Below are 22,968 nucleotides of genomic sequence, written 5' to 3'. Positions count from 1 at the left end.
GGTCGGACGCCGGGCCGAAGAGTGACCGGCGCCGTGTCGCGGTTCGTGCTTCAGGCCGGCTCGAGGCCGAGCGACTTTGCGCTCTCGATCCAGATCGGCAGCTCGCGCTGATACAGCTCGTTGGTCTGCTTGAAGCCGATCGCCGGCTCGAGCACGAAGGTCGCGAGAACCTCCTTCACCTTCGGATCGCTGTTGGCGGCAACGCAGAGCTCGGCGAGGCGGTCGACGACCGGTTGCGGCGTCGCTTTCGGCACCGCCCAGCCGGAGAAGCCGCTCACCGTGAAGAATTTCGACGTCGCGCCCTGCTCGGGGAGGGTCTTGATCGCCGGGATCGCGTCGACCTTCTTCGAATGCACCGCGAACACGGTGCCGCGATCGCTTTGCAGGACCGATTGCGCCGCCGTGTAGCTGCCCATGGCGGCATCGAGCGTGCCTTCCAGCATGCCGGTCCACATCGGCGCCTCGCCGCGATAATGGACCGGCTCGATGTTGAGGCCGTACTGCTTGTTGAGCTCGTTGATCGTCATGTGCGGCGCCGAGCCCGCGCTGTAGGTGCCGAAATTCACCTTGCCGCTCTTGCGCGCGAAGGCGACGAAATCCTCCAGTGTCTTGACGCCGGTCTTGGGGTTCGCGATCAGCAGCAGGCCGGCGCCCGGGATGACGCTGACCAGCGTCAGATCCTTGTCCATGTCGTAGCCGGGATTCTTCATCACCACCCGGTTCATGATGAAGGTGGTCGAGATCGAGCACAGGATGGTGTGGCCGTCAGGCTCGGCGCGGGCGACTTCCGCCGTGCCGATCGCGCCGGAAGCGCCGGGCTTGTTCTCGACGACGACGGTCTTGCCGACCTGCTTGGAGATGAATTCGCCATAGGCACGCGCGAGCAGGTCGGTCTGCCCGCCGGCCGGGTAGCTGCAGATCATGCGGATCTGCCGCGACGGCCACGTGCCTTGTGCCGAGGCGCCGCGCGGGACAAAGGGCATTGCGAGTACGGCGCTGCCGGCGGCGATGAAGTGGCGGCGATCGAATTTGGCGGACATGATTCCCTCCTGATTTTTGCCGAACCTACTGCATCAGGCTGGCGCCATCATGGGCGGGAGGCGAGACAGATTGGCGCATTCGAGACGGTGTGGACGGACCTTTCTCCCGTCTGCCGGACAATCAGGCCTTCCGCATCATCCGCAGCCAGACAATCTCGGTCAGCGCCACCGCAATCAGGCCAAAGGTGCCGCCGATCAGCACGTTGACGATACGCTCCTCGGCAATGCCGCTGGCGCCGCCGGCGAAGGATGCCGCCAGCGCGATGAAGAAGCAGCGCAGGCCGAAGCCGACGACATAGCGGGAGAACGAGATCAGCGTGAGAGTGGCCGCGAGCACCGCGATCGCATAGCCAACGCGGCTTTGCGGCAGGGCAAGGCCGGCGAGAAAGCCGAGCGGCACGCCGACGACGGCGCCGATCGCCCGCTGCTTCAGCTTGCCGGTGGACGCGGTGAGGTCGCCGACCACGACGCTCGCGGCCGACCACATCACCCATTGCCCCTGCGCAAGGTTCAGGATCTCGACCAGCGCCGCCGCCGCGAACACCGCCATGGCAGTCGCGAGCGCGGCCAGAAACCATTCGGCCGCGGGCGGTCCGAACGAGGTCGCTGCAGTGCCGCCCCGGCGCTGGTCGTAAAGCTGGATGGCGCAGACCAGCGCCAGCGCGATCGGAGAGGAGACGATGATCACGCCGGCATGACGCAGCGCTTCCGAGGCGCTGACGCCCTCCCGCACCTCGCAGGCGAGATAGACGGCGGGGATGAACACCCAATTGCCGAGCGTGCGAAAATGTTCGCCGTAGCGCGTTCCCGCGACAGCCAGGAAGCCGGCGAGCGCCGTCAGCACCACGAACAGCGGCTTGACTGGAGCTGCGAAGAACAGCACGGCAAAGGTGACGAGGATGGCGAGATAGTGCCAGGCGACGACTTTCGGCGGAAAGTGCTGCCGGAGCGCGGGAATGAGCAGCGACACCGCAACTAGGCCGAGATTGAGCAGTGCCGTCTCGCGCGCGATGAAATAGGCGGCGACCATCGGCCCGACCACGATCAGCGCGCGCACGAGCTCGGCGGACTTGACCTCGCGGGCGAGGAGACCGCGCAGGCCCGCGGCGGAAGGAATCGTGGGGGAATTCACGGGGCACCAAGGCGGCGAATGAAATGCCGATGATAGCACGGAATGGTGCAGAAACTTTGCGTATGGCGCGACGGCCTTTCCACGCACTCGCTGTCATCGCCCGGCTTGACTAACCGCCAACCTGTCAGTGATGTGTCCGAACAGGTGTCAGCCATGTCTCCGGTCTAAACATCAAGCCGGGGCATGACAGCGGTGGGTACGGCCACCTCACCGCTGAATGATCTTCATCCAGACCTCACCCAGGATCGCGGGCTCGCGTGGCGGCAGATAGGTGAGGCCGGCCTGTTTGCCGAGCTCCGCGATCTTGCCCTCGGCCGCAAGCTCCGCCAGCGCCTTGTTGACCGCATCCATCAGCTCGCCGTTGCCGGCAAGCCCGACATAGCCGCGATTGGCGCCGATCGGGTAGTAATAGCCGGAGGCGGTCACGGCCGTGTCGGGATGTGCGGCGCGATAGGCGTCGAACCGGGCAAGATCGATCAGCGTCGCGTCATAGTCGCCGCGCTGGAGCGCGCCGAGCAGGTCGTCTCGGCCGGGGACGAGATGGGTGATGCTGTCGATCAGGCGTCCCTTGTCGAACGTCATCAGGATGGCATCGCCGAGCGAGCCGCTCTCGATCGCGAGGCGAAGGCCCGCGAGATCGCCGATGTCGCCGATCTTGCGGCCCTGCACCTTCGGCCCAAGCAGGATCGTCATCGGTGAATAGACATAAGGCTGACGCGGCGGCGCCTGTCGTCGCGCGTGGCGCCGGCAAAGTCCGGCAGGCGCGCCGTCTTCATGCCGGGCTTGACGAGGGAATCCGCCGTCAGCGCGTAGCCGCCGACCAGCGCGCAGCGCCCGTCGGAGAGCAGCGCGTTGGCTTCGAGCTGCGGGCTGGAATCCTCATCCAGCTTACTCTCGAACCACTGGATCGCCAGCGGTCGCCCCAGCCGCTGCGCGATCGCCTGTGCCAACAGCACGTCGAAGCCGGCATCCGGCTTGCCCCTGTGATGCGCCGAGAGCGGCGGCCGGTCCTCGTCGAGGCAGATCCTGAGTGGATCGTCGGCCGCATGCGCGGTGGTCGCCGCGAGAATCGCGCCAACGCTCCATGCTGCAAGCCAGGCCCTCACGGCTTTCTCCGGCTCGAGACGAAGGCCCAGAGGTCCCCGATCTCGTCGTCGCTGAGGATGTCGCTCCAAGGCGGCATCTTGTTGTTCTTGCCGTTCTTCACGGTGGTGACGAAGCGCGTCTTGTCGTCGGGAAAGGCGCGCAGGTCCGGCGTGATGGTGCCGGAATTCATCATATTGGGGCCGTGGCAGTGCGAGCATTTCGAAGCATAGGTCGACTTGCCATGATCGATCTGAGCCTGCAGTGGATTGCCGGTTGCGTCGTCCGCGGCACGAACGGTCGCCGCAAGCGCGACCGTCAGCACCACGGCGGTGGCGAGGACCGCCACCGTCTTGTGAGATATGTCTTTCAGCATCGCGCCGCGGTTATTGCTTGACCGCGAAGACCCACAGCGAGCCGCCGGCCGGCACGCTCGCAAGCCGTTCGTCGCCCGAGAAGATCGAGTAGACGCCGCCATAGCCGCTGGTCACGGCGACATATTGTACGCCGTCCTGCTGCCATGTGATCGGTTGTCCCTCGATGCCCGAGCCGGTCTGGAACTGCCAGAGCTTCTTGCCGCTGTCGGCGTCGAACGCTTCGAACTCTCCGGTCAGTGCGCCCGTGAACACGACGCCGCCCGCCGTCGACAACACGCCGGAGAAGCGCGGGATATCGCTCGGCGCCTCCCACTTCGCCTTGCCGGTCATCGGATCGATCGCCTTGAGGTGACCACGCGGTCCGTCGGGCCAGTCCCAGAGGTCCGTCAGATCCATGCCGAGGTACCATTCGCCGGCCTTATAGGTCACCGGCTCGGTCTTGTAGTGACCGCCGAATGCGAGCGTGTTGGCATAGGCAAGTCCGGTCTGCGGATTGAACGACATCGGCTCCCAGTTCTTGCCACCGAGCAGCGATGGGTAGACGACGACCTTCTTGCCTTCGCGGGCATCCTTGCTGACGTCCGTCTCGATCGGCCGGCCCGTCTTCATGTCGATGCCGGTCGCCCAGTTCACCTTCACGTAGGGATTGGCCGCCAGCAGCTTTCCGTTGGTGCGGTCGAGCACGTAGAAGAAGCCGTTGCGGTTGGCGTCCATCAGCACCTTGGTCGGCTTGCCCTCGACGTTCATGTCGGCGAGCACCATCTCGGCCACGCTGTCATAGTCGAACGGATTGTTCGGCGAGAACTGGTAGTGCCATTTGATCTTGCCGGTCTTGGGATCCATCGCCAGCACGGAGCAGGTGTAGAGATTGTCGCCCGGGCGCACTGCCGAATTGAACGGGCCGGGATTGCCGATGCCCCAATAGACAGTGTTCAGCTCGGGATCGTAGGAGCCGGTGATCCAGGTCGAGCCGCCGCCGAGCTTCCAGGTGTCGCCTTTCCAGGTGTCGCCGCCGGGCTCGTCCGGCGAGGGGATCGAATGGGTGCGCCAGAGATGCTTGCCCGTCGCGGGATCCCAGCCGTCGATGAAGCCGCGGGTGCCGAATTCTGCGCCGGAGATGCCGGTGATGACGACACCGTCGGCCACCAGCGGGGCCACCGTCATCGAATAGCCTTCCTTGATGTCGGCGGCCTTCTGCCGCCACAGCTCCTTGCCATCCTTGGCATCGAGCGCGATCACGTTGGCGTCGAGCGTGGTGCGAAACACCTTTCCGTCGTAGAGCGCGGCGCCGCGGTTGATGATGCCGCAGCAGACGACGCGCGGCGTCTCGGCGGGATATTCGATCTTGGATTTCCAGATCTGCTTGCCGGTCTTGGCGTCGACCGCCATGGTTGCGTTGTGGGAGGTCACGTAGATCACGCCCTGGTACACCAGTGGCTGGGATTCCTCGCTGCGATCATCGTTGAAGGAGTAGTTCCAGACCGGGACGAGGTTCTTGATCGTATCCTTGTTGATCTGGTTCAGCGTCGAGAAACGCTGAAGATTGTAGCCCATCCCGTAGTTGAGAACGTTCGATGTATCGGTCGCGCCCTTGACCAGTTGCTCGGTGGTCTGGGCGCTTGCACATGTCGATGCAAGCATGACGAGGCTCGCGGCCATCGCAAAGCGTTTCATCCGTTCCTCCCAATATGCGCGCCTTTTGACGCTGCGACGTAACACTCCGCCCGAATGCAAAACCCGTCAATACGAAAGTCGAAGGTGCGATGGATGCGCCTTACGGAAACCTGACAAGCGACCCGCGCTTGTGTGCAGGCGCTGCAAAAATTCCGCGGCGTGAAGCAGTGCCGAGCACGGACTGCCGGTTTCGACAACTGGGTTCCGCGGGTTGTGCAGTGCGCAGGTTGCATTCCGGGCTTGAACCGGGGCAGGCTTGTGGACTTATGTCATTTCGCCCCGCGAGGATCGCGGCTCATGGCCAGGAGGTTTCGATGATGTCACGTCGCTCGATTGCGCTTGCGCTTACGATTGCAGTGCTGTCCGGTCCAGCCTGGTCGGCTTCCGGCAGTGCGGTGAAGATGTTCGACACCGACAATGACGGCACGCTCGATCTCGCCGAGGTGAAGAAGGCCGCGAGCGCATTGTTCGCCAAGCTCGATCCCGACCACGACGGCACGCTCGATGCGCGCGAGTTGCGCGGGCGGTTATCGGCGAAAGAGCTCGCCGCCGCCGATCCTGATCATGACGGGACTCTCACGCTCGACGAATACCTGGCGGTGGTCGAGCAGCGCTTCAATGCAGCAAATCCCGACAAGGACGGAACGCTGGATGCGAAGGAATTGAACTCGCGCGCCGGCCGCGCGCTGCTGCGCTTGTTGCGCTGAGCGCGTCAAGGGGAACAAGCCCGACGACGGCGGACGCGATCAATTCCGCTCCGACATCCGGAACATCGGGCTGCCCGGCCTGTTCTCTCCGCAATTCCCGCCGGCGACCGGGGCTGCGCGACGGGAGCAGAGGAGATGACGCAGATGAACACGAAACGATCCGTCCTTGCTGCATGCGCGATCCTGACGTTGAGCGCTGGTGTCGCCGTCGCAGGCCCCTGCAACACCGGTAGCGCAGCCAACGACAAGGATGCCGGCTCCGGTCCCGTCACGGTGGGCTCGGCGCAGTCCCATTCGTCGAGTTCAGCGAGCGACACCAGCCAGCATCTGCCGACCAGCACGATGAATCGCGCAAGCGGTGAAACGCCGGCGTCGTCCGAGGATGCGCAGCGGCAGATGCAGAGCGAGCCGACAGCGGCTCAGCGGGCCGAAGGTGCCAAGCCGAACACAGCGACGGCCGACAAGGGTTGCTGACGGCGAGGCTAAGGTCGGGTCGATTCGACGTGCGGTGCGCCGCACAAGCGGGTTCTCTGCGGGTCGTGTTTGACCAAGAGGGAACTGGCTTTGCCCGAGAGAGAAATGCAGTCGCGAAGAATCGACACAGACCTGCGCGGCACTCGAATCGAAGCTTGAACTATGGATGACGCAGCCCTAGGTTTTGCCCCGCGCGATGTCGCGCTCAATTCCTTGGGGAGACCCCGAATGGCCTGGAAAGCTCCGAAGATCGTCGAAGTGCCGGTCGGCATGGAAATCAACATGTACGCCTGCGCTGCGCGCAAGTAAGACCGACGACCTGCCGCGGCTTCGATGGCGAATGTCCTCGCAGCCGTGGCAGTGTTGTTGCCTGTCATAGCCGGGTCCCGCGCTTTTCCCTTGATGCTTTGCCGTTGATGCAAAGCCACACTTGTTTGGGTGGCGGCACTCCACCTCCAAAAATCCCGATCGTGCTCTTGCTGCGGTGTGCTACGCTGATCCTCAGTCAGCGCTATTGCCGCATCAAATCGGCGCGCGCATGCGGAAGTCGGGATGCGGATCGGAGCTTTCAGATTTTGGACGACGGTGGTGTGCGGCCTCGCGGCTGCGCCGGCATGCGTCAGCGCCGAGGAAGGCTTCGATACCGAGCACATCTTCGGCTTCATGATCGGCACCGATGTCGGCAATCCCGGCGAGCGTGAATTCCAGACCCAGACCACGGGGCGCCTCGGCAAGGGCGGCACCTATCGTGCCCTCGCGCAGGAGGTCGAGATCGAGGTGGTGCCGCTGCCGAACTTCCGCATCGAGATCGGCGGCACCGCCAGCTGGCACGATATCACCGGCGTCCCCGATCTCGACGACCGCCGCCAGTTCAACTTCCAGGGCGCCTCGCTCGACCTGCGCTATCGCCTGCTCGACCGCGAGCGCGCGCCGTTCGGCCTGACCATCGCCGCCGAGCTCCACGGTGACCGCATCGACGAGACCAGCGGCGCCAAGGGGCGGATGTACGGCACCGACTTCACGCTCGCCTTCGACCGCGAGCTCGTCCCGAACTTCGTGATCGGCGCGCTCAATTTGATCTATCAGCCGGAATGGGCGCGCTTCGAGGTGGCGGGCGTCTCGGAAAAGAGCTCGACCATCGGCGCCGCCATCGCCGGCCTGGTGCGCGTGCGCCCCAACGTGCTGCTCGGCGGCGAGATGCGCTACTTCCGGCAATATGAAGGCATTGGCCTCGGTGAGTTCTCAGGGCAGGCCCTGTTCGTCGGCCCCACCGCCTATTTCCAGCTTTCGGAGCAATCGCGGCTCACTCTCAGCTGGAGCATGCAGGCCTGGGGCCGGCCGGCAGGGATGGGCGGCAATCTCGATCTCGTCAATTTCGAGCGGCACCAGGCAAGATTGGTGTTCGGAGTGAACTTCTAGGGGCGAGGTCGTCATGCCCTGGCATAGCCGTCTGAAGGACGGCGTCGCTTCCGCTCGCCTATGCCCGGGCATCCACGTTCTTTCGTGCCGCGGGGCAAGGCGTGGATAGCCGGGACGAGGCCCGGCCATGACGATGCGGAAGCCTTTGGTGTTTCGCTTCCCAAGGGCGGCGCGGGGTGCGGCCAGTTCCCCCCCTCACGCCGGTTTGAAACTTCCCTCTCCGTGGAACGTAGCCTTTCATGCTAACGTTGATTGCCCCGCGAGAGGACCCGGCATGAATCCGATCGACCTTGTGGTGACTGTGTGTGCGGTGCTCTCGCCTGCGACCTGCGAGGAGCAGCATCTGGTGTTCAACTATGCGGGCTCGCCGCGGCAATGCGCGATGGCTGCGCCGCCCTATATCGCGCAATGGATCGGTGATCACCCGAAGTGGCAGGCGGTGCGATGGCGCTGCGAGTATCCCCATCCGAACGACAAGGCGTGAGGCGCGCGCACGGGCCTTAGTCCCTCATGGCGAGGAGCCGCGAAGCGGCGTCTCCGGACGATGCTTCGCATCGCCGGGAGAACCATGCGGGCCCCGCTGCTGCAGCCGGGCCCTTCATCCTTCGAGACGCCTGCTCCGCAGGCTCCTCAGGATGAGGGAGAGCCACTACTTCGTGCAGTCCTTCAGATCCTTGTCGGCGATCGAGAATACCGCGTCGGCCCTGATCTCGATGTCGCGAACGATGCACTGCCGCGCGCTGGGATAGCTGACCTTGGCGTCGTAGCGGCCAGGCTCGACGCCGGTGATGCGCAGCCGCTCGTCGTGGTCGACCTCCTTGTCCTTGTCGTTCAGGCACTGGTTCGGGCCCCAGTCGGTCTTGCCGGCGGGCGAGAGCTGGAAACCGGAGATCGTCTCGGTCGTCAGATTCCAGAGCCGGATGCCCTTGCCCTTCGTTTGGGCGGCGGCTTCACCGGCACACACCAACGCCGCGATCAAGACGAGACACCAACGCATCATTTCGCACTCCCCAAAGCGGCGCCGCTATTGTCTGATCAGGCGCTCCCGGTTCTTTGCCTTGTCGAAATTCTTGGCGCGGTCAAGGCCGATCGGCGCGATCAGCCTGGTCGAGACGAGATCGGCGTCCTCGAAATCGGTGCCGATGACGGTTGCTCCACTCAGGTCGGCGCCACCGAGCTGGGCGCCCTTGAGCGAGGCGGCGGTGAGATCGGCGCCTTTGAGGGAAGCAAATTCGAGGTCGGCGCGCGAGAGATCGGCGTCGCGCGCGTTCAAGCCGGTCAGATTGGCCGAGCGCAGGACGGCGCGCATCAGCCCCATCGACTGGTTGCGCATGTCGGCGCCAAGACGCGCCTCCGCGATCGAGGCGCGACGAGGCTTGCGCCGGTGAGATCAGCGGCGATGCGAGCGCCGGTCAGATCGGCGCCGTCGAGTCGGGCACGGACCATTTGCGTAGCGAACAGGTTCGCGCCCTGAGGCTTGTGCCGGTGAGATCGGCCTCCAGCAGCCAGGCCTGATCGAGATCGCGCGATCCAGGTGGGCGCCTGCGAGCTTGGTCTTGTTCAGCCGTGCCGCGCGAAGAATGGCGCCGGACATGTTCAGGCCCGACAGGTCGAGGCCCGAGAGCCGCTTGCCGGTGAAGTCGGCGGGTGCGGCCGCGCTCGCTCCCGCGAGCATGGTTTCGACCTCTGCCCGGCTCATCTCGGCCGACGTCATCGCAGGCGAGGTGAGGTCAACGTCGCGCATCATGTCCTGCGCGTTTGCCGCTTGTGCGGCGAGCACGACACCGAGCGCTGTCAGGACAACCGTTGCCTTCATCGTCAGGCTCCGCTTCACGTCTGTCTAGCACGCAGGCGGCGCTGGTGCCTATGAGATATCCCGCCCGGCGTGCTCGCTCTGCGTCCACCGCACGAGGCTGGCCTTGATTGCGGCGATCTCGGCCTCGCCCCGCGCGGCGCGCGGGATAGCGATCGGCACTTCGGCCAGAATCCGCGCCGGGCGCGGCGACAGGAAGAACAGGCGGTCGCCGAGACGGATCGCATCGTCGAGGCTATGGGTGACGAGCAGTGTCATCACCGGGCGGCTCGCTACCAGTGTCGCGATCTCGTCGCGCAGCCGGCCGGCGAGCGCGTCGTCGAGCGAGGCGAGGGGCTCGTCGAGCACGAGCAGATCGGGCTCGACCGCAAAGGCGCGGGCCAGCGCGACGCGGCGGGCGAGCCCCAGCGACAATTCGCCCGGAAAGTGGCTGCGATGGGCTTCGAGCTCGAGGATTTTGAACAGCTCCGACAGTTTTGCGTCAGTGACATCAGGCGCTGCAAGCCGCACATTCTGTTCGACCGAGCGCCACGGCAGCAGCCGCGGCTCCTGGAACACCATGCCGATCCGCGCCTCCGGCGGACGCGTGATGTGACCCTGGAAGTCGTGATCGAGCCCGAGGATGATGCGTAGCATCGTGCTCTTGCCGCAGCCGGACGGCCCGATCAGCACGCCGACCTCGCCGGATTGAATCGCGAACTTGACCGGCGCCAGCACCTCGTGCGTTCCGCCCGCGGCACTCCTGAAGGTCTTGCCTGTGATGCCGACCTCAAGCCGCACGGGGTCGCCACCGTGTTGCGCGGGCTTCGAACGGCTGCACCAGCAAGGTCTCGATCACGAGCACGACCGCCGCGAAGGTCAGCGAGTAGGCCAGCAGCCGCGGCGTGTCGAACAGCTGGAAGGCGACGCCGATCTCGAAGCCGACGCCGTTGGGCCGGCCCAGGAGCTCGGCGACCAGCACGATCTTCCATACCAGCGACAGTCCGGAACGGGCCGAGGCGGCGATATAGGGCGCAAGCTGCGGCAGCACGACATGGCGGAAGGCGCGCCAGCGCGGCATCGCGAACACGCTCGCCATCTCGTCGAGCGAACGGTCGAGCGCGCGCGTGCCCTCGCGCAGGGTGACGATGGCGGTCGGCAGCTTGTTGATGGCGATCGCCGCGATCGCGGCGGCCTCGGTCAGGCCTGCCCAGATATAGGCCAGTACGATCACGACCAGCGCCGGCAGATTGAGCAGCAGGATCAGCCAGGGATCGCCGAGCCGGTCGGCGAGCTTGACCCGTCCCATCAGATAACCGATGGCGCTGCCAACCGACATTGCGAGCGTGAAGGCGAGCGCGACGCGCGCCAGCGTCGCGCCGAGATGCAGGAACAGCGCGCCGCTCGAGGCCTCCGCGATCATCACCTGGAGCACGGCCGGCGGGGAGGGCAGCTTTGCGCCGCCGACGAACAGCGCAGCGATCCACCAGATCGCGAGAAACAGGGCGAACGAGAGAAGACGCAGCACCTCAATCTCCGGGGACCGCGTGATAGAAGGTACCGGCATCGAGCTCCGCCGCGGGGCCGACGAGGTCCCGCCCGCCGATCTCGGCCAGCACGCGGTAGAGCACGCGTGCGTCCTTTTCCTCGTCGTCGATGCTCCGGCGCGGAATGCCGTCGCGATAGCGGTCGCGGTAGGCCTTGAGCATGGTGGCATCGCTGGTGCCGGTCAGCGGCGCGATCTTGTCCCAGGCTTCGTCCGAGGTGGTCAGCAATTGCTTGGCCTTGCGGGTCATGGCGATGAAGCGCGCCACGGCATCCTTATGACTGGCCGCCCAATTCTCGCCGAAGACATAGCCGACCGCAGACACAGCGCCCTCGGCGCCCAGCTTCGGCAAAATCTCCTCGATGCCCGCGAGGCGCCGAAACCCCTTGGCCTCGAGCTGGGCGCAAAAATTCCAGAAATTGAGGCTCGCATCCATCTCGCCGTCGAGCGCCTTGGCGGCGATCAGCGGCGGGGCGCCATAGACGATGGTCGCCGCCGACTTGAGGTCGATGCCATCCAGCTTCATCCGCGCCTGCAGCAGCAGCCAGCTCTTGTCGATTGCGCCGCCGCCAACGCCAAGCTTGCGGCCCTTCAGATCGGCCAGCGTCTTGAGCGGTGAGGCCGCGGGCACCATTACCGCGCCGAGCGCGCTGGAATAGGGATAGAAGGTGAGCTTGGCGCCGAGCGCACGCTCGCGCGACACCCACAGCCAGTCCGACAGGATGATGTCGGCACTGCCGGCGCGCAGCGCGATCTTGCCGGCTTCGGGGCTCGCAAGCTCGGTGACCTCGAGCGACAGGTCGGCCTCCTTGTCGAGCCCGGCGCTGCGGATCGCGGCCAGCTCCCAGGAGAATGTTCCGGTCTTCTGCACCGCAAGGCGGATCGTATCCGCGGCGTGGCCGGGCGCAACCAGCGTCAGCGCTAGCGTCGTCGCGAGCGCCAATGTTCGACCAAATGCTCTCATCACCTTGTGAGCCGTTTCCTCTGACAGAGTGCTTTTCAGGACAATACGCATAGCATAGCTTTGGTCGCAACCAGCGGGAGGACGCGCATGAAACTGGCCGGGCAGCTACGACCGATTGTCGCCGCATTGGCGGTATTGGCGGCGACCGCATGCGTGGCGCGGGCCGAGGAGGCCAATGATTATCCGACGTCGGCGCGCGCGGAATATGTCTATGGTTGCATGAAGGCGAATGGCGAGAGCCGGCAGTCCATTGAGCAATGTTCCTGCTCGATCGACGTGGTCGCCTCGATCGTGCCCTATGCGCGCTACGTCACCGCAGAGACCGCGCTCAGCATGTCGCAGGTGCGCGGCAATCTCGGCGTCCAGTTCCGAACCTCTGAGCAGGCGAACTCGGCGGTGAACGATTTGCGCCGCGCGCAGGCCGAGGCTGAGGTGAGGTGTTTTTGATTTAATGCTGCGCAGACGGTGCTCTGTTCCTTCTCCCCTTGCGGGAGAAGGTGTCGCGAAGCGCCGGATGAGGGGTTCTATCCGCGAATTCTAGTGAGAGCGGCGTGCGCGGAGGGATACCCCTCACCCGTCTCGCCGCTATGCGGCGATCCACCCTCTCCCACAAGGGGAGAGGGGGAGAGAAGCAAGCCTCTCGTCTTAAGTCCCCGGCTTCTCCACATCCCACTCATTGCGGAACACGTGTCCCTCCGTGTCCTTCGCTTCCGCGCGGAAACGCTTGGCGCCGTTGGAGACGTAGGTGAAGCGCAGGTTGGGATCTTCCGAGATCGAGATGCCGCCTTCCATCGACAGCACGGGGCTGTCGTCCTGCGTCAGCTTCAGCTGGTTGATGAAGAAGGCGGGGATATAGAGCTGCGTGACCTGGTCCATCTGCAGGCCGGAATTGTTGGGATGGCCGATCATGATCTGCGCTTCGCGGACACGGCTCGCGGGTGCGTCCTCGCGCACGAACTGACGGTAGCGCATCTGGCCGAGGCGGTTCTTGGCTTCCTCGACGTTCTTTCCGGCCGGCGCGGAGCAGCCGCCGGACGCCTTCACATACACTTTCGAGACGTAAAGCTGGCCGTCGCTGAGCTCGGCGACCGCATGCACGTCGGTGTAATTGTTGACGCGCACGCGCGTGGAAATCTCGGTGACATTGGCATCCGCGCCGAGCTCGAACTTCGCCGCCATCGGTGCGGGGTTGCGGTCGATCACCAGCGTGATCGAGCGGATGCGGCGGCCGTCAGCCGGCGACAGCTTGCTGCGCAGGGTCACGGGCACGATGGCCGCGTCCTCGGCGCGATAGGGCATCTCGATGCCGATGACGTCGTTGCCGTCATTCATCGGACGGTTGCTGAAGATGTCCTGCACCAGGCCCGGCCAGGGATCGTAGGCCTCCTCGGCCTGCGCCGGCACGGCGAAAGCGAGGCCGAGCAGTGCGGCGATCAGGGGCAGGCGGCGTGTGCATCCCGTCATGGTCGTGGTCCCGTGCGGACGAAGCTGTCCGGGTCAGCGTAGCTGATCCCGTGTAGTCCAGCGTAGCGCGCCCGCTACTCCCATTCAATTTCCGAAAATGCTGCGGTTGCGTTGCGGGCGTTGTAGTCGTCGAACAATTGCCAGTTCGGTCGCTCCTCGGCGGCGGCCTTGTCCGCGGCGGCCCGGATCGGCTCGCCCTTCTTGTTCGACGCCCGGACATCCGCCAGCAGTGTCGTGAGGTAACGCCGTTCGTCAGCCAATGCCGCAGGCCAGGTACTCACAGGCCCGTGACCCGGAACGACGCGAACCGCCGGAATTGCCTCGAGTTCCCCGAGAATGCCGAGCCAGCCGCGGATGCTGCCGTCCATCACCGGGATATGGCGGAGGAAGACGAGGTCGCCCGCGAACAGCGTCTTGCTCGTCTCGTCGAACACGGTCAGATCGTTGTCGCTGTGTCCGGCCGGCCAGGCCCGCACGGTCAGGCGGCGCGCGCCGAGATCGAGCGTCAGCGTGTCGTGCACGAGCACCGTCGGCGGCACGATCTTCACGGGGTCGATCAGCTCGCTGCCCATGATCCGTTTAAAATTGTCAAGATAATACGGTCCACGGCTCGCCAGCGCCTGCGGCAGCTTGCTGTGGCCGACGAAGCTCGTTCCGTCGGCCACGAAGGCGGCATTGCCGAAGACATGGTCGGGATGGCCGTGGGTGTTGATGACATAGCGGATCGGCTTGGACGTGCGGGCCCGCACCGCCGCCAGCAGCGCTTCGCCCTCGCGCAGGCTGCCGCCGGTGTCGATCACGGCCACCGCGTCCTCGCCGACAACGAAGCCGACATTGGCGATGTCACCCTCGTTCTCGCGGGACATCAGGGCGATGGTCCCGGAGTGTACGAAGATTCCCGTTGCGACTTCGCTCACAGGCAATTCGGCCGCTCCGGCGCGTGCTAGCGTCGGTGTCCCCAGCAGGGACAAGGCTGCGATCACGAGAGCGATGCGAGACACTTTTCCGCCTCAGTTCAAAGGGTTTGCCGCATTGCACTGCAACAAAATCAAGCCAACCAAAGTTTGGCAAACATGGCGCGTCATGCGTTGCATGGATAACATCCAAACAAAACGAGGAGGAAGCGCGATGACGGAGGCCGGACGACATCGTCGCTGGTTGTATTCGCTGGTGTTGATGGCTGCATCTTGCGTGATGAATGGCATCGCCATCGCGCAGACGAACGAGACGGGTGATCTTTCGTTCGAGCTGGTGGATCCCAAAGTGCTGCGCGTCTGTGCCGACCCGCGCAATCTGCCGTTCTCCAACGAGAAGGGCGAGGGTTTCGAGAACAAGCTCGCCGAATTTTTTGCGGACAAGCTGCAGAAGAAGCTCGACTACGTCTTCTTCCCGCAGGCCACCGGCTTCGTGCGCATGACGCTGGGCGCGCATCGCTGCGACGTCATCATGGGCTTTCCGCAGGGCGACGACCTCGTGCAGGGCACCAATCCCTATTACCGCACGACCTACGCGCTGGTTGCCAAGACCGGCAGCGGACTCGAGGACGTCGACACGCTCGAGGATCCGAAGTTGAAGGGCAAGCATGTCGGTATCGTCGCCGGCACGCCGCCAGCGACAAACATGGCGCTGGCCGGGCTGATGGGCGATGCAAAGCCCTATCCGCTGATGATCGACACGCGCTTCGACAATTCGGCGCAGGCGATGATCGACGACCTCGCCGCCGGCAAGATCGACGCTGGCGTGCTGTGGGGACCGATGGCCGGATATTACGCGAAGAAGGCGGGATCACTCCATGTCACGCCGCTGGTGAAGGAAACGACGGGACCAAAACTGGTTTATCGCATCGGCATGGGCGTGCGTCCTGCCGACCAGAACTGGAAGCGGCAGCTCAACAAGCTGATCCAGGAGAACCAGGGCGAGATCAACAAGATCCTGCTCGACTTCGGCGTACCGCTGCTCGATGAGAGCGACAAGCCGCTCGGTGCGGAGACGGCCAAGAAGACGCCATGACACGGCGCCTTGCCGCTGCGCTGATCAGCGCCGCGCTGGTCGCGCCGGTGTGCGCGCAGCAGCAGGAGCCGTTCGAGCCCGAGGGTTATCGCACCGACAATTACCGGGCGCCGGTGCCGGCGACGCTCGAGGGCGCGCGCGTGCTGACCACGGCAGAGGCTGAAGCGATCTGGCGCGCGAAGAGCGGCGCGTTTGTCGACGTGCTGCCGCGCGCCCGAAGCCGAAGAACCTGCCCGCAGGCACGGTGTGGCGCGATGCGCCGCGGAAGAACATTCCGGGCAGTCTCTGGCTGCCCGACACCGGCTACGGCGCGCTGCCGCCGGCGATGGACGATTATTTCAAGCGCGGCCTCGCGCAGGCATCGCGCGGTGACAAGACTACGTTGCTGGTGGTCTATTGCCTCGCCGACTGCTGGATGTCGTGGAACGCCGCCAAGCGCGCGCTGGCTTACGGCTATTCCAATGTCGCCTGGTATCCCGACGGCACCGACGGCTGGGAGCGCGCCAAGCTTCCGACGGAAGAGGCGCAGCCGGAAGCGCGGCCTGAGCAGTAGCTCCTGCATCGAAGAGCGCAGGTGCGCTCCCTCGCCCCGTTCTTACGGGGAGAGGGCTGGGGTGAGGGGCCTCTCTCCGCGTATGATCACGCAGACAGACCTGTACCCCCTCACCCGGATCGCAAGCGCGATCCGACCTCTCCCCGCAAGCGGGGAGAGGTGAAAGACGGCACTACTGCTTCTGCAACTTGGTCAGCGTCCCCGTGCCGTTGGTGTCGGTCGCGGAGTAGCTCACCCTGTCGCCCGCATGAACCGCATCCAGCATCGCGGCGTCCTTGGCCTTGTACTCCTGCAGCGCGCCGGCGCCGCCCGCGCTGCCACCGACCGTGCCCTTCTGCATCTGCTGGATCGAGATCGTGTTGTTGAGCCGATCGATCCGCGTGACCATTCCGGTCATGTCGTCAGCAAGAGCACTGGTTGCGAGCATGCCGAGGGCCGCAGCGCCCGCGAAGATGAATTTTGTAGTTCCCATCGTGGCCTCCCGACGTCCTGGAGTTCACTTCGACAAGACATCTTAAATGGGTTTGGTTCCGGCAGATAGCGGGGCAAAAGCGTAACGATCCCGAGGCGATCGCGGGAACTTTTCATGAGCCGTCAGCGGGGCTGACGCTATTCGATCTCCTGCTGGATCACGCGCCCCAGCGCGAACAGACGCTGATCGATCGTGGTGGGAACCTCGCAGACGAATCGCACGACCTTGTGACGGTCCTCGAAAATGCGGGTCTTCCAGATCAGCTCGTTGCTGAGCGCTTCGACCTTGGCGTCGTCACGGGGCGTCGCCCCTTGCAGAGCCTGAAGCTGAAGCGTTTCGTCGCGGATCTTGTCGGCGGCGTCGCGCTGCTTGCGGCTGACGCGTTCGAGCCCGCTCATGACCTGGGAGCGCTGGGCATTGAGCGTGTCGAACAGGCCGGCGAACAGCAGCTTTGCGTTCGCGGTCTTGTCGGCGGCGGAGCCTGCAAGAAACTCCTTCACCGACTTCTCGGCCTCGTCCAGCGGCGTCTTGCGCGCCGACAGCTTTGAGACCAGCGCGCTGACCTTGGCGTCGTCCTTCCACTTGCTCTGGACATCGTCGAGCGGCGGGCCGGCCCATACCGCCGCCAGCGAGATTTCCGGCACCTTGGCCTGCGTGCAGGGCCAGTCCGGATAGCGCGGATCGGCTGCGCGCGCTGTCGCGCCCGACAGCGCGAGCGCCAGAACAGCCGTCGCCAGAACCCGAACCTTCATCCTTCGCCTCCCGCAGGGCCCCGCCGCGCCAGCCCGCGCGAGGGATCATAGGCCAAAATCGCGCCGATCATGAAGACGATTGTACAGGCGGCGACCACCGCCAGCGAGATCCAGTTGATTTGCCCGTAGAGTGCAAAACGTATCAGCTCGACCGCATGGGTGAACGGATTGGCCTGGCAGAGATAATACAGATAAGGGCTGCCCTCCTGCACTCGCCAGAGCGGGTAGAGTGCGGAGGAGGCGAAGAACATCGGGAAGATCACGAAGTTCATGACGCCGGCGAAGTTCTCGAGCTGCTTGATGCCGGAGGAGATCAGCATGCCGAGCGAGCCCAGCATCAATCCGGACAGGATCAGCGCGGGCAGCACGGTGAGATAGCCTGACGGAGGCGGGGTGATGTCCCAGAACCAGGCGATCAAGAGGAACGCATAGACCTGGAGCAGCGACACCGCGGTGCCCGCGAGCAGCTTGCAGAACAGGAGGAAGCCGCGGGGCAGCGGGCTCACCAGCAGCGTGCGCATGTTGCCCATCTCGCGGTCGTAGACCATCGAGAGCGAGGACTGCATGCCGTTGAAGAGCTGGATCATCGCCATCAGTCCGGGCGCGATATAGACCTCGTAGAGGATGTAGGTCTCGTAGGGCGGGATGATGGAGATGCCGAGCACCTGGCGGAAGCCGGCGGCGAAGATGAACAGCCACACCAGCGGTCGCACCAGCGCCGAGACGAAGCGCTCGCGCTGATGCAGGAAGCGCAGTCCCTCGCGCCAGACGATGCCGGTGAGGCAGGTCATGTACTCGCCGGCCGAGAAGCCGCGCGGCGCGTCGCGCGTCGTGATGCTGCTCATGCCCCGCCTCCCGGCATCGTCTGCGCGCCGGTCAGGCGCATGAAGGCGGTGTTGACGTCCTGTGCACCGGCCTCCGCGACGACGCGGCTCATCGGCCCCTGCGCCAGCACCTTGCCCTGGTGCAGCACCACGAGATCGTCACCGGGCATGATCTCGTCGAACAGGTGCGTCGCCCAGAGCACGCCAATGCCTTGCTCGGTCACGAGCTGGCGGACATGGCTGATGATGTCGGCGCGCGCCTTGACGTCGAGGCCGACGGTCGGCTCGTCCAGCAGAAGCAGGCGCGGTCGGTGCAGCAATGCGCGAGCGATCTCCAGCCGCCGCATCTGTCCGCCCGAGAGATCGCGCACCTTGCTTGCAGCGCGGTCGGATAGCCCGATCCGGCCGAGCAGCTCGGCGCTGCGCGCGGCGGCCTCGCGGCGGCTGATGCCGTGGAGTGCGGCGTGATAGAGCAGGTTCTGCGTCAACGACAGGTCGAGGTCGAGGGTGCGCGGCTGGAACACGACGCCGAGCAGCCGCAGCGCTTCGCCCGGGCTTTTGCTGATGTCATGGCCGAAGATGGAGACACGGCCGGTCTGGATGCCGAACAGGCGCGTGATGAGTGAAAACAGCGTGCTCTTGCCCGCGCCGTTGAGCCCGAGCAGCGCAGTAAAACTCGCGGGCTGCACGTTGAAGGAGACGTCCATCAGCGCCCGGCGCGGGCCGTAAGAATGGCCGACGCCGTCGATTGCCAGCGCCGGCACCGCCGCCGGGTCAGGACTCGGCGTCTCGCGTTGTTCGGCGATGGGGGCAGGGCTGGTCATGGCGCGATCGTGATGCCCCAGGGCAGTTCGCCCACCTGAATGGTCTTGATCACTTTTTGCGCGGCCACGTCGATGACGGAAACGTCGTTCGACACACCATTGGTGGTGAGCAGATATTTTTCGTCCGGCGTGAACGCCATGTGCCAGACGCGCTGGCCGACTAGCAGATATTTCGTCACCTTGCGCGAGGCGACATCGACCACGGCGACGCGGTTGGCCGGGCCGAGCGCGATGAAGGCGGTCTTGTCATCCTTGGTCATGCCGATGCCGACGGGCTGGATCGCCTCTTTCCTCAGGCCCGGAATCTCGAAATTGACCTTGCCGATCACTTCGTGCTTTGCGGGATCGATCACCGAGACCGTGCCGCCGATCTCCGAGGACACCCAGACTTCCGAAGAGTCATGCTTGAACTCGGCAAAGCGCGGCCGCGCGTCGACCAGCACGTTGGCGACGATCTGGCGCGAACCCGTGTCGATGAAATGCGCCATGTTGGTGGTCTCGGAGGTGTTGATCAGCGTCTTGCCGTCGGGGCTGATGGTCATGCCCTCCGGCTCGACGCCGACCTGGATGTCGCCGAGGCGCGCGCGCTTCTCGAGGTCGATCACCGTCACCGTATTGTCGTTCTCGTTGGCGACATAGAGAATTTTTCCCGCCGCATCCTGGGCGAACAGCTCGGGGTCGGGGCCGGAGGGCAGGCTGTCCACCACGGCCTGCGTCTTGGCGTCGATCACCTGGATGGTGTCGTCGTCGCCGACCGCGACCATCACGAACTTGCCGTCGCGCGTGAAGTCGATGCCGCGCGGGCGCTGGCCGACCTTGATGGTCTTGGTCACGGTCCAGCTGTCGGTGTCGATCACCGAAACCGTGTTGCTCTTCTCGTTCGAGACATAGGCGATGAACGCATGCGCGGGCGCGGTGGCCGCCACCAGTCCGGAGAGAAGCCCAACACTCCACATGCGCAACATCTGCGTCCTCACTTCAGCTTGCATTTGCTCTCCGGGCGGTCGTAGCCGAGCGTGTCGAGCTCGGAGACCTGGTGCAGGAATCCTTCCTGCGGCGACACCGACACCACCATGCGGCCGTCGACCAGCAGGATCGGCTGGCGCAATTGCAGGTTCCAGTCGCGCAACGTCAGCTTTGTGCCCTTGAAGGCCGCGACGGAGAAATCCGGGCCCTTGATGAAGTCGGTGACCTTCTTGACGTCGCCGGAGTTGGTGCGCGAGGTGGCTTCACCGATCATGCGCACCGCAGTCCAGGCCTGCATGTCAAGCGCGGTCATGCGCCGCGAATTCAGCTTGATGAAGCGGTTCTGCATCTGGATCGCGCCCCATTGGTCCTGCGAAGCGTCCCAGCTCCGGGGCACGAGGCCGGCCGAGCCCGCGACGGGGCGGGGATCCCAGGTGCGATAGGGCAGATAGGCGCCGAACACCTCGCTCTCGTCGGCGGCGACCAGCACGTCGTAAGCTGGCGCCTGCTGTGTAAAGACAGGCATCTGCCGCTGGATCAGCGTCACGCCACTGTCGGTGCGCCGCGCGCCGCCCTTGTCCTCGAAGGTCCGCTCCTGCACGATCTTGGCGCCGAACCGCGCCGCAGTGCGCCGGAGCGCATCGGCGAACAGCTTGTCCTCGTCATGCGAGCCGACCACCAGCAGCCAGCGCGACCACTTCTTCCACACCAAATATTGGCCGAGCGCATCGGCCAACATCGCGCGGGTCGGCGCGGTGTGGATCACGTTGGCGCGGCAATCGGCCTCGCGCAGCCGCTCGTCGATCGCGCCGGCGTTGAACAGCAGCGTGCCGCGATCGCGCAGGGCGTCCGAGACTTTCAGCAGTGCGTCGGCCGGAAGATCGGCGATGATGAAGCCGTTACGCGCGGCAAGGTCGGTCGCGGCCTGCACCGCATCCTCACCCTCCTTGATGCGCCGCTCCTCCAGCGTGAAGCGCTGGCCCGTGAATTTTCCCGTGGTGTTGTTGTCCTCGATGGCAAGGCGCGCGCCGGCGACGCCGTCATTCTCGGCGGGCTGCTCGACCAGCGACAGCGTCGATCTGGTACCGGCGACACCGAGATAGCCGACGCCGATCGTGACAGGGTCGGCCGCGAGCGCGCTCGTCGCGGCAAGACCTAAGCCGATCAGGCCGACCAACCATCGGATCATGTTTCCTCCAAACGTTCTCCCCGGCTTGACCGCCGGTGGAGAATTGTCTCTGCTGAAGCATGACCGATTTGTCAGGGCATGCAACCCCGCATTTCGTCGTCGCAAGCTGTGGAGGCGGAATCACGATCATGCGAGCGCTGATATGTTTCGCGGCTTTGCTGCTGACCAGCTCGGTCGCGTTCGCCGATCCGCCGAAGCTCGCGGTGTTCGATTTCGAGCTGATCGACACCAGCCTGCCCGGCGAGTTCTACGGCTCCAAGCCGGAAGAGGCGAGGTTGCTACGCATCAGCGAGCAGCTGCGCAAGGAACTGGCGGAGTCAGGCAGGTTCCAGCTGCTCGACATCGCGCCGGTCAGGGACGCGGCCCGTCACGCCAATCTGCAGGCCTGCGGCGGCTGCGACCTCAAGCTTGCGGCGCAATTGGGCGCCGAGCTCGAGATCACCGGCATGGTGCAGAAGGTCTCGAATCTGATCATCAATCTCAACATCTATCTGCGCGACGTGAAGACCGGCAACATGATCGCGGCCGCCAGCGCCGACATGCGCGGCAACACGGATGAATCCTGGTCGCGCACGATGAGCTATCTCATCCGCAACCGCCTGCTGGCGCCGAATTACGGCAAGCCGTGAGATCGTCGCCTCTCCCCGCGTGCGGGGAGAGGCCGGAATTTGCGAGAGCAAATTCCGGGTGAGGGGGAGTCTCCGCGAGTCCAATTCTCAGCGTATTTGCGGAAGCAGCCCCTCACCCCAACCCTCTCCCCGTAAAGGACGGGGAGAGGGGGAGGAGAGAGCGCGATCACCCCTTCAATCGCTCCGCATGCCAGTGCAGGTGATCGCCCATGAAGGTCGAGATGAAATAATAGCTGTGGTCATACCCCGCCTGGCGCCGCAGCGTCAGCGGGATGTTGGCCTTGGCACAGGCGGCCTCCAGCAGCTCGGGCTTGAGCTGCTCTTTCAGGAAATTATCGGCCTCGCCGACGTCGACCAGGAAGCCGGAAAACTTCGCGCCGTCCTCGATCAGCGCCACCGTGTCGTGGTTGCGCCAGGCATCCCTGTTCGGCCCGAGATAGCCGGTCAGCGCCTTGATGCCCCAGGGCACCTGCGACGGCGCCACGATCGGCGCGAATGCGCTCGCGGCGCGAAAGCGGTGCGGGTTGCGCAGCGCGACCGTCAGCGCGCCATGGCCGCCCATCGAATGGCCCATCACCGATTGACGTTTGGCATCGACGGGAAAATTTCCCGCCACGACATTTGGAAGCTCGTCGGTGACGTAGCTCCACATGCGATAGTTGCGCGCGAACGGCTCTTGCGTCGCATCGACATAGAAGCCGGCGCCGAGGCCGAAATCATAGGCGTTGTTGGCATCGCCGGGCACGTCGGGTCCGCGCGGCGAGGTATCGGGTGCGACGAAGATCAGGCCAAGCTCGGCGCAGGCCTTGCGGAATTCGCCCTTCTCGGTGACGTTGGCATGCGTGCAGGTGAGGCCGGAGAGATACCAGACCACGGGCAGCTTGGCGCCGTCGGCATGCGGGGGGACATAGACCGAGAACACCATGTCGGTTCCGGTCACCTTACTCGCATGGCGATACACGCCTTGCACGCCGCCGTAGGATTTGTTCGTCGAGACAGTCTGGATCGTCATGCCTTTTGCTCCGTGGCATCTAACCACATCAACATTGCAACGCTTGTGTGACCGAATTTGCGGCG

At 64.8% G+C, this 22,968-nt stretch carries 25 protein-coding genes and 3 pseudogenes; 9 read left to right on the top strand and 19 right to left on the bottom strand.

What is annotated here, in order from left to right:
- Nucleotides 1–50: 50 nt before the first annotated feature.
- The 5 genes and pseudogenes from FOM02_RS16710 to FOM02_RS16690 all read right to left on the bottom strand — a co-directional run bounded on the left by FOM02_RS16710 (nucleotide 51) and on the right by FOM02_RS16690 (nucleotide 5,306).
- Nucleotides 51–1,040 (bottom strand): Bug family tripartite tricarboxylate transporter substrate binding protein, encoded by a 990-nt coding sequence (locus FOM02_RS16710; protein ID WP_027562361.1) that lies wholly within the window; start codon nucleotides 1,038–1,040, stop codon nucleotides 51–53.
- Nucleotides 1,041–1,161: 121 nt separating this feature from the next.
- Nucleotides 1,162–2,172 (bottom strand): FUSC family protein, encoded by a 1,011-nt coding sequence (locus FOM02_RS16705; RefSeq protein ID WP_027562362.1) that lies wholly within the window; start codon nucleotides 2,170–2,172, stop codon nucleotides 1,162–1,164.
- 207 nt (nucleotides 2,173–2,379) lie between these two features.
- Nucleotides 2,380–3,278, bottom strand: a pseudogene (locus tag FOM02_RS16700) (substrate-binding periplasmic protein).
- Complete coding sequence (locus FOM02_RS16695; RefSeq protein ID WP_027562364.1) at nucleotides 3,275–3,631, bottom strand: c-type cytochrome; 357 nt, start codon at nucleotides 3,629–3,631, stop codon at nucleotides 3,275–3,277. Before FOM02_RS16695 ends, FOM02_RS16700 begins: the two are co-directional and overlap by 4 nt.
- Nucleotides 3,632–3,641: 10 nt before the next feature.
- On the bottom strand, nucleotides 3,642–5,306 hold the full coding sequence (locus FOM02_RS16690; RefSeq protein WP_027562365.1) for a methanol/ethanol family PQQ-dependent dehydrogenase: 1,665 nt from the start codon (nucleotides 5,304–5,306) through the stop codon (nucleotides 3,642–3,644).
- 314 nt (nucleotides 5,307–5,620) lie between these two features.
- Here FOM02_RS16690 and FOM02_RS16685 point away from each other — a divergent pair, with 314 nt between their 5' ends.
- The 5 genes from FOM02_RS16685 to FOM02_RS16665 all read left to right on the top strand — a co-directional run bounded on the left by FOM02_RS16685 (nucleotide 5,621) and on the right by FOM02_RS16665 (nucleotide 8,390).
- On the top strand, nucleotides 5,621–6,013 hold the full coding sequence (locus tag FOM02_RS16685) for an EF-hand domain-containing protein (protein WP_027562366.1): 393 nt from the start codon (nucleotides 5,621–5,623) through the stop codon (nucleotides 6,011–6,013).
- 144 nt (nucleotides 6,014–6,157) lie between these two features.
- Nucleotides 6,158–6,487, top strand: coding sequence for a hypothetical protein (locus FOM02_RS16680; RefSeq protein WP_027562367.1), 330 nt, complete (start codon nucleotides 6,158–6,160; stop codon nucleotides 6,485–6,487).
- A 228-nt stretch (nucleotides 6,488–6,715) separates the two neighbouring features.
- Nucleotides 6,716–6,796 carry a pyrroloquinoline quinone precursor peptide PqqA gene (gene pqqA / locus FOM02_RS16675; protein WP_012029362.1) on the top strand — a complete coding sequence of 27 codons (81 nt, stop codon included), beginning with the start codon at nucleotides 6,716–6,718 and terminating at the stop codon, nucleotides 6,794–6,796.
- Between the two features lie 243 nt (nucleotides 6,797–7,039).
- On the top strand, nucleotides 7,040–7,906 hold the full coding sequence (locus FOM02_RS16670) for a hypothetical protein (protein ID WP_035729384.1): 867 nt from the start codon (nucleotides 7,040–7,042) through the stop codon (nucleotides 7,904–7,906).
- 274 nt (nucleotides 7,907–8,180) lie between these two features.
- Nucleotides 8,181–8,390, top strand: coding sequence for a hypothetical protein (locus FOM02_RS16665; RefSeq protein WP_027562369.1), 210 nt, complete (start codon nucleotides 8,181–8,183; stop codon nucleotides 8,388–8,390).
- 165 nt (nucleotides 8,391–8,555) lie between these two features.
- Here FOM02_RS16665 and FOM02_RS16660 read toward each other — a convergent pair whose 3' ends face one another.
- From FOM02_RS16660 to FOM02_RS16640, 5 genes and pseudogenes are all read right to left on the bottom strand, one after another.
- Entirely contained in the window at nucleotides 8,556–8,903 is a 348-nt protein-coding gene (locus FOM02_RS16660) for a hypothetical protein (RefSeq protein WP_027562370.1), read from the bottom strand.
- 27 nt (nucleotides 8,904–8,930) lie between these two features.
- Nucleotides 8,931–9,722, bottom strand: a pseudogene (locus tag FOM02_RS47140) (pentapeptide repeat-containing protein).
- 48 nt (nucleotides 9,723–9,770) lie between these two features.
- Nucleotides 9,771–10,499, bottom strand: coding sequence for an ABC transporter ATP-binding protein (locus tag FOM02_RS16650; protein WP_027562372.1), 729 nt, complete (start codon nucleotides 10,497–10,499; stop codon nucleotides 9,771–9,773).
- Nucleotides 10,489–11,226, bottom strand: a complete 738-nt coding sequence (locus FOM02_RS16645; protein WP_027562373.1) for an ABC transporter permease — start codon at nucleotides 11,224–11,226, stop codon at nucleotides 10,489–10,491. The genes FOM02_RS16650 and FOM02_RS16645 overlap by 11 nt, the downstream gene beginning before the upstream one ends.
- 1 nt (nucleotide 11,227) lies before the next feature.
- On the bottom strand, nucleotides 11,228–12,208 hold the full coding sequence (locus FOM02_RS16640) for an ABC transporter substrate-binding protein (protein ID WP_051377690.1): 981 nt from the start codon (nucleotides 12,206–12,208) through the stop codon (nucleotides 11,228–11,230).
- Nucleotides 12,209–12,295: 87 nt separating this feature from the next.
- Between FOM02_RS16640 and FOM02_RS16635 the strand changes: the two genes are divergently transcribed.
- Entirely contained in the window at nucleotides 12,296–12,655 is a 360-nt protein-coding gene (locus FOM02_RS16635) for a hypothetical protein (protein WP_027562375.1), read from the top strand.
- A gap of 198 nt (nucleotides 12,656–12,853) precedes the next feature.
- Here FOM02_RS16635 and FOM02_RS16630 read toward each other — a convergent pair whose 3' ends face one another.
- Together FOM02_RS16630 and FOM02_RS16625 are read right to left on the bottom strand one after the other, a co-directional pair.
- Entirely contained in the window at nucleotides 12,854–13,672 is an 819-nt protein-coding gene (locus tag FOM02_RS16630) for a quinoprotein dehydrogenase-associated SoxYZ-like carrier (protein ID WP_027562376.1), read from the bottom strand.
- Nucleotides 13,673–13,746: 74 nt separating this feature from the next.
- Nucleotides 13,747–14,673 (bottom strand): quinoprotein relay system zinc metallohydrolase 2, encoded by a 927-nt coding sequence (locus FOM02_RS16625; RefSeq protein WP_027562377.1) that lies wholly within the window; start codon nucleotides 14,671–14,673, stop codon nucleotides 13,747–13,749.
- Between the two features lie 127 nt (nucleotides 14,674–14,800).
- Between FOM02_RS16625 and FOM02_RS16620 the strand changes: the two genes are divergently transcribed.
- Together FOM02_RS16620 and FOM02_RS16615 are read left to right on the top strand one after the other, a co-directional pair.
- Entirely contained in the window at nucleotides 14,801–15,682 is an 882-nt protein-coding gene (locus FOM02_RS16620; protein ID WP_027562378.1) for a substrate-binding domain-containing protein, read from the top strand.
- A pseudogene (locus FOM02_RS16615) lies at nucleotides 15,679–16,235 on the top strand (PQQ-dependent catabolism-associated CXXCW motif protein). Before FOM02_RS16620 ends, FOM02_RS16615 begins: the two are co-directional and overlap by 4 nt.
- Before the next feature lie 172 nt (nucleotides 16,236–16,407).
- Here the strand turns inward: FOM02_RS16615 and FOM02_RS16610 are convergent.
- From FOM02_RS16610 to FOM02_RS16585, 6 genes are all read right to left on the bottom strand, one after another.
- Nucleotides 16,408–16,707: a copper-binding protein gene (locus FOM02_RS16610; RefSeq protein WP_027562380.1), complete on the bottom strand. Its 300-nt coding sequence runs from the start codon at nucleotides 16,705–16,707 to the stop codon at nucleotides 16,408–16,410.
- A gap of 137 nt (nucleotides 16,708–16,844) precedes the next feature.
- Nucleotides 16,845–17,459 carry a hypothetical protein gene (locus FOM02_RS16605; protein ID WP_027562381.1) on the bottom strand — a complete coding sequence of 205 codons (615 nt, stop codon included), beginning with the start codon at nucleotides 17,457–17,459 and terminating at the stop codon, nucleotides 16,845–16,847.
- Entirely contained in the window at nucleotides 17,456–18,304 is an 849-nt protein-coding gene (locus FOM02_RS16600) for an ABC transporter permease (RefSeq protein WP_027562382.1), read from the bottom strand. The genes FOM02_RS16605 and FOM02_RS16600 overlap by 4 nt, the downstream gene beginning before the upstream one ends.
- Nucleotides 18,301–19,107: an ABC transporter ATP-binding protein gene (locus FOM02_RS16595; protein WP_027562383.1), complete on the bottom strand. Its 807-nt coding sequence runs from the start codon at nucleotides 19,105–19,107 to the stop codon at nucleotides 18,301–18,303. Before FOM02_RS16595 ends, FOM02_RS16600 begins: the two co-directional genes overlap by 4 nt.
- Nucleotides 19,104–20,096 carry a YVTN family beta-propeller repeat protein gene (locus FOM02_RS16590; RefSeq protein WP_092216063.1) on the bottom strand — a complete coding sequence of 331 codons (993 nt, stop codon included), beginning with the start codon at nucleotides 20,094–20,096 and terminating at the stop codon, nucleotides 19,104–19,106. The genes FOM02_RS16595 and FOM02_RS16590 overlap by 4 nt, the downstream gene beginning before the upstream one ends.
- On the bottom strand, nucleotides 20,081–21,262 hold the full coding sequence (locus FOM02_RS16585) for an ABC transporter substrate-binding protein (RefSeq protein ID WP_027562385.1): 1,182 nt from the start codon (nucleotides 21,260–21,262) through the stop codon (nucleotides 20,081–20,083). Before FOM02_RS16585 ends, FOM02_RS16590 begins: the two co-directional genes overlap by 16 nt.
- 59 nt (nucleotides 21,263–21,321) lie before the next feature.
- Between FOM02_RS16585 and FOM02_RS16580 the strand changes: the two genes are divergently transcribed.
- Nucleotides 21,322–21,891 (top strand): DUF3280 domain-containing protein, encoded by a 570-nt coding sequence (locus FOM02_RS16580; RefSeq protein ID WP_027562386.1) that lies wholly within the window; start codon nucleotides 21,322–21,324, stop codon nucleotides 21,889–21,891.
- A gap of 166 nt (nucleotides 21,892–22,057) precedes the next feature.
- Here the strand turns inward: FOM02_RS16580 and fghA are convergent, their stop codons facing one another.
- Entirely contained in the window at nucleotides 22,058–22,903 is an 846-nt protein-coding gene (gene fghA / locus FOM02_RS16575; RefSeq protein WP_265441907.1) for an S-formylglutathione hydrolase, read from the bottom strand.
- Nucleotides 22,904–22,968: the final 65 nt, after the last annotated feature.

The organism is Bradyrhizobium sp. SEMIA (genome assembly GCF_014844175.1).
Taxonomy (GTDB): domain Bacteria; phylum Pseudomonadota; class Alphaproteobacteria; order Rhizobiales; family Xanthobacteraceae; genus Bradyrhizobium; species Bradyrhizobium arachidis.
Note: the sequence above shows the minus strand (reverse complement) of the source record. Positions and strands in the feature narration are given on the sequence as shown.

Bases quoted from the DNA above. Each gene is read 5' to 3' on its own strand.
- FOM02_RS16635 (WP_027562375.1), top strand. From the start codon at position 12,296: ATGAAACTGGCCGGGCAGCTACGACCGATTGTCGCCGCATTGGCGGTA.
- FOM02_RS16695 (WP_027562364.1), bottom strand. From the start codon at position 3,631: ATGCTGAAAGACATATCTCACAAGACGGTGGCGGTCCTCGCCACCGCC.
- FOM02_RS16580 (WP_027562386.1), top strand. From the start codon at position 21,322: ATGACCGATTTGTCAGGGCATGCAACCCCGCATTTCGTCGTCGCAAGC.
- FOM02_RS16710 (WP_027562361.1), bottom strand. From the start codon at position 1,040: ATGTCCGCCAAATTCGATCGCCGCCACTTCATCGCCGCCGGCAGCGCC.
- FOM02_RS16665 (WP_027562369.1), top strand. From the start codon at position 8,181: ATGAATCCGATCGACCTTGTGGTGACTGTGTGTGCGGTGCTCTCGCCT.
- FOM02_RS16685 (WP_027562366.1), top strand. From the start codon at position 5,621: ATGATGTCACGTCGCTCGATTGCGCTTGCGCTTACGATTGCAGTGCTG.
- fghA (WP_265441907.1), bottom strand. From the start codon at position 22,903: ATGACGATCCAGACTGTCTCGACGAACAAATCCTACGGCGGCGTGCAA.
- FOM02_RS16680 (WP_027562367.1), top strand. From the start codon at position 6,158: ATGAACACGAAACGATCCGTCCTTGCTGCATGCGCGATCCTGACGTTG.
- FOM02_RS16595 (WP_027562383.1), bottom strand. From the start codon at position 19,107: ATGACCAGCCCTGCCCCCATCGCCGAACAACGCGAGACGCCGAGTCCT.
- FOM02_RS16690 (WP_027562365.1), bottom strand. From the start codon at position 5,306: ATGAAACGCTTTGCGATGGCCGCGAGCCTCGTCATGCTTGCATCGACA.
- FOM02_RS16585 (WP_027562385.1), bottom strand. From the start codon at position 21,262: ATGATCCGATGGTTGGTCGGCCTGATCGGCTTAGGTCTTGCCGCGACG.
- FOM02_RS16605 (WP_027562381.1), bottom strand. From the start codon at position 17,459: ATGAAGGTTCGGGTTCTGGCGACGGCTGTTCTGGCGCTCGCGCTGTCG.
- FOM02_RS16660 (WP_027562370.1), bottom strand. From the start codon at position 8,903: ATGCGTTGGTGTCTCGTCTTGATCGCGGCGTTGGTGTGTGCCGGTGAA.
- FOM02_RS16640 (WP_051377690.1), bottom strand. From the start codon at position 12,208: ATGAGAGCATTTGGTCGAACATTGGCGCTCGCGACGACGCTAGCGCTG.
- FOM02_RS16600 (WP_027562382.1), bottom strand. From the start codon at position 18,304: ATGAGCAGCATCACGACGCGCGACGCGCCGCGCGGCTTCTCGGCCGGC.
- FOM02_RS16610 (WP_027562380.1), bottom strand. From the start codon at position 16,707: ATGGGAACTACAAAATTCATCTTCGCGGGCGCTGCGGCCCTCGGCATG.
- FOM02_RS16670 (WP_035729384.1), top strand. From the start codon at position 7,040: ATGCGGATCGGAGCTTTCAGATTTTGGACGACGGTGGTGTGCGGCCTC.
- FOM02_RS16620 (WP_027562378.1), top strand. From the start codon at position 14,801: ATGACGGAGGCCGGACGACATCGTCGCTGGTTGTATTCGCTGGTGTTG.
- FOM02_RS16630 (WP_027562376.1), bottom strand. From the start codon at position 13,672: ATGACGGGATGCACACGCCGCCTGCCCCTGATCGCCGCACTGCTCGGC.
- FOM02_RS16590 (WP_092216063.1), bottom strand. From the start codon at position 20,096: ATGCAAGCTGAAGTGAGGACGCAGATGTTGCGCATGTGGAGTGTTGGG.
- pqqA (WP_012029362.1), top strand. From the start codon at position 6,716: ATGGCCTGGAAAGCTCCGAAGATCGTCGAAGTGCCGGTCGGCATGGAA.